The 3,218-nt window shown below is 45.9% G+C and carries 4 protein-coding genes; 1 reads left to right on the forward strand and 3 read right to left on the reverse strand.

The features are described 5' to 3' along the window. Positions 1 to 25: 25 nt before the first annotated feature. The 3 genes from H5P17_RS26245 to H5P17_RS26255 all read right to left on the reverse strand — a co-directional run bounded on the left by H5P17_RS26245 (position 26) and on the right by H5P17_RS26255 (position 2,749). Complete coding sequence (locus tag H5P17_RS26245; protein WP_182825893.1) at positions 26 to 991, reverse strand: ParB/RepB/Spo0J family plasmid partition protein; 966 nt, start codon at positions 989 to 991, stop codon at positions 26 to 28. Then, a complete protein-coding gene (sopA, locus tag H5P17_RS26250; RefSeq protein WP_182825895.1) occupies positions 991 to 2,157 on the reverse strand; it encodes a plasmid-partitioning protein SopA in 1,167 nt (388 codons plus the stop codon). The genes H5P17_RS26245 and sopA overlap by 1 nt, the downstream gene beginning before the upstream one ends. 250 nt (positions 2,158 to 2,407) lie before the next feature. Then, positions 2,408 to 2,749, reverse strand: coding sequence for a hypothetical protein (locus H5P17_RS26255; RefSeq protein ID WP_182825894.1), 342 nt, complete (start codon positions 2,747 to 2,749; stop codon positions 2,408 to 2,410). A gap of 254 nt (positions 2,750 to 3,003) precedes the next feature. Here H5P17_RS26255 and H5P17_RS26595 point away from each other — a divergent pair. Then, positions 3,004 to 3,218: hypothetical protein (locus H5P17_RS26595; RefSeq protein WP_220496978.1), on the forward strand; the 215-nt coding region annotated here is incomplete at its 3' end.

Here is a 3,218-nt window from a genome sequence, read left to right on the forward strand (position 1 = left end):
TGAGACCACGGTCCCACTCTAAGGATTAGCGATTTTGCGACTTTGTATGCTCGTTAAGCAGCGTTTCAATACGTTCAATCAGTGACGCAGGCGCATCAATCAGATTAAAGGAAACTGTGTTGTCCGAGTATTTCGCCTCAATGCCAACGGAAAACTTACGCACGGTGACATATGGTTTTGTTCTGGTAACAGGCATCAGACGTTTTAACAGTTCTTCGGTACTGAATGTGACGCCTTCAGATTGCTGTTCGCCCAGCGCCTGAGTCAGCAGCTTAAGCGCTGCAAAATCAGACTCATGGAACCTGTAGAGCATTTCACCACTGCGGGCGCTCAGTTCATTGGGGTTCGCAAAAAGCTGTAAGGTTTCAAGTGGCAGTTCGGCAGTTTTAATACAACGCTGAATGATCTTGCGAGATATGTTCTCTGCTTCAGCAAGATGGCTGACGTTTCCACCAAATTCAGAAAAGAGCCGACGAGCATAACGCAACCCGCGTTCATACGCACTGGTCGGCCGATAGTCATTTCCAATTTGGGATAGCCAGCGCATTTGAGCATCGTTCAATTCACCGACGAGAACTTTGTACTCACTGCCGGTCAGCATGGCGGCCTTACGACGTCGACTGCCATCAGCAATTTCGACAATGCCATTATGACTACGTCCAAAGGCAGGGGACTGCTGACCTGACGTCAAAAACGAGGGTAACAAATCATCCAGAGAAGATTCGGTCAATAAGTCCTGAAGACGTTCGTTACCGGCAAAGATAGTCGTTCTGACTTCGATATGATCCGCCGCGATAGTTTTCAGAACAAAGGTAACATCCTCCCCACATACAAGCAGGGTGATACTGTTTCCTTTCATCGCGCTAACACGTGAAGACAGCTGGCTTACTGCGGGCGCCGAAGGTGAGAGTTCACTATCTTTGACCGGGACCGTATTAGCTTCATCAAAATTGATCGTCGGTGCATGACGTAATACAGGAGCTCTTTTCATTACGCATTCTCCCAACGCGTTTTGATTAATCGATTATAGATCTCAGCACAAACCGGTTCCCAAATGGCCACAGCGTTACGCCAGGCAGCCGGCGTTGAACGTTGATTAGCCGCCTGTTCAAACACGGTACGCATCCTGACCTGACCTTTACCGACTTCATCCGTCACACGAACCACTTCCTTCAGAACCATCCCGCCCCAGGCGTTACGGATTTGGTCATCCATCCATTGAGATTGGTTACCGACGGCATTACTGAATTTCGTAATCAGGACGCGAACATCGGGTTCAAAACCGTTCAAGTCAATATTCAGCATCAGATCGCGCAACATGGTGAAGAATTGCAGGGTAGAAACATAGTCATACAGCTCTGCCGGCGTAGGAACGACAATGACATCGGCAGCACAGGCGACATTGATGGTACCTATCCCAAGGTTTGGCGCACTGTCCAGCACAATCACATCATAACTGTTCCAAACAGATTCAATAGCTGCCCGAAGAAGAAGGTGCGGAGCAACGGGGAGTTTTCCCGCATCATGCAATGGATAAATTTCGGATTCTATACGGTGTACAGACAGACAGGAAGGAATGATGTCCAGGTTAGGCCAGCAGGTTGATTTGATGGCATAAGCCGCATCGTCGCGCTGTCCCATATAATACGGGAGAAGGGTATCTTCCGGATGAATATGCAAATCCGGAACATAGCCATGATAAAGCGACGCAGTTGCCTGAGGATCCGTGGCATCAATTAATAAGACACGTAACCCCTGTAATGCCATCCATTGAGCAATATGTACTGATGTGGATGTTTTATAAGCCCCTCCTTTATGAGCCGCTACGGCGAGGACAACAGGATCCTGTCCGGTTGGTCTTGTCGGGCGTGTACCAAAAACATCTCTCATTGCATTGATTTGCTGTATAGAGTATCCGGTGCGTTGCTCAACCCGCCCGATCATCGCCATTTCTGGGGATGGCAACTTTCCTGACTCTTCATAGTTTCGGATCGTTTGCGCCGTGACACCGACAAGATCTGAAGCCTCAGAGATCCGCCAACGCCGGGTAATAGCTCGGGCTTCCGGGCTATCGTTACCAAATTGCGCTTTAGCGATTTCTTGCGTCATAAATTGGCCGCGTTCTATACAACGATCCAGCGTTGACTTGAGGTTCATGTTATCCATTATTTATCGTTTTGCATCTTTATAGTAAAGCATCGATAAAAACGCAAAACAACAGTTAAAACACATAAGGAGGAAAATAAAGCATAAACGTGATGTATGTCAGCAGAAAGCAGATCCGGCGTGATCATGAGGACATATAAAAAAGGATTGAATGATCGAAGATCATAAACAGATATCCGAAGGATATTTGTTATTTTATTATTTTTGACTTTCTCTTTATTGGTGAAATTATTAAATTTTATCAGTAAGTTAAGTCTTTATGTGTGGAGTTTTCTTCTGTCTTTCGTGGATCTATTTCATGATCTAAGTGGATCCTTTTCATGCCAAATGAAGAAGGAATTTCTGTTGATAAATTATGATGTTGGATTCTAAACGGCACTTTTATTGCTACAGGATCGACATGAATCATCATTATGCACCTTGCAGGGGGCAGAGGCAAAGGTGGATCAATTTTCTGTCCCCAAATACTATGCCCTACTGAACGGTTTAACCTGTCGGTGTGGTAGGCGACACAGGAAGACGGCTCAAAGGTGGAGATTTTTTCTGTTGCATCTCTCTTTATTTTACAACGGGTAACTCTCATCAGTGGAGGAATTTCCTGTTCTCGCGCCAGGAAATGTGGCCGTATTTTCTGTTGAAGGTGAGTTACTTGTGGAATGATTTTATGCACCGGACTGTGAGTAACAGTGGAGGCATTTCCTGTGGTTGAGCACGAGTGCTGTTTGTCCCGGTGTGTGAGGGAATAAATAAGGGGGGAAGGATTTTCTGTACCTTCAACGTGTATGTGGAGAGTTTTCCTGCATGAACTGACGACATTGGGGAGAACCGTTCCTGTTTATGCAGCAAACAAAGGTGGATAAATTACCTGTCCGGCGGTCAGAAAAGGGGGATACATTTCCTGTTAAAGGGGAGCTGAAAGGGGGGAGGGAAGGATTTCATGTGCATGTAATGATTCGCATCGAGATCTTATTCTGTATACAGATTGTTCTTATTCATGTTTTTTATTCCGCAGCTCACCTGAAGAAAGGAGAGATGGAATATTCGGGATATTT

Origin of the sequence: Serratia sp. OS31, assembly GCF_014164835.1 — a bacterium.
GTDB lineage: Bacteria > Pseudomonadota > Gammaproteobacteria > Enterobacterales > Enterobacteriaceae > Serratia > Serratia liquefaciens_A.

What these genes read in the sequence shown, in the direction of transcription:
- H5P17_RS26255 (WP_182825894.1), bottom strand. Translation starts at nt 2,749, where the DNA reads ATGAGAGTTACCCGTTGTAAAATAAAGAGAGATGCAACAGAAAAAATC.
- sopA (WP_182825895.1), bottom strand. Translation starts at nt 2,157, where the DNA reads ATGAACCTCAAGTCAACGCTGGATCGTTGTATAGAACGCGGCCAATTT.
- H5P17_RS26245 (WP_182825893.1), bottom strand. Translation starts at nt 991, where the DNA reads ATGAAAAGAGCTCCTGTATTACGTCATGCACCGACGATCAATTTTGAT.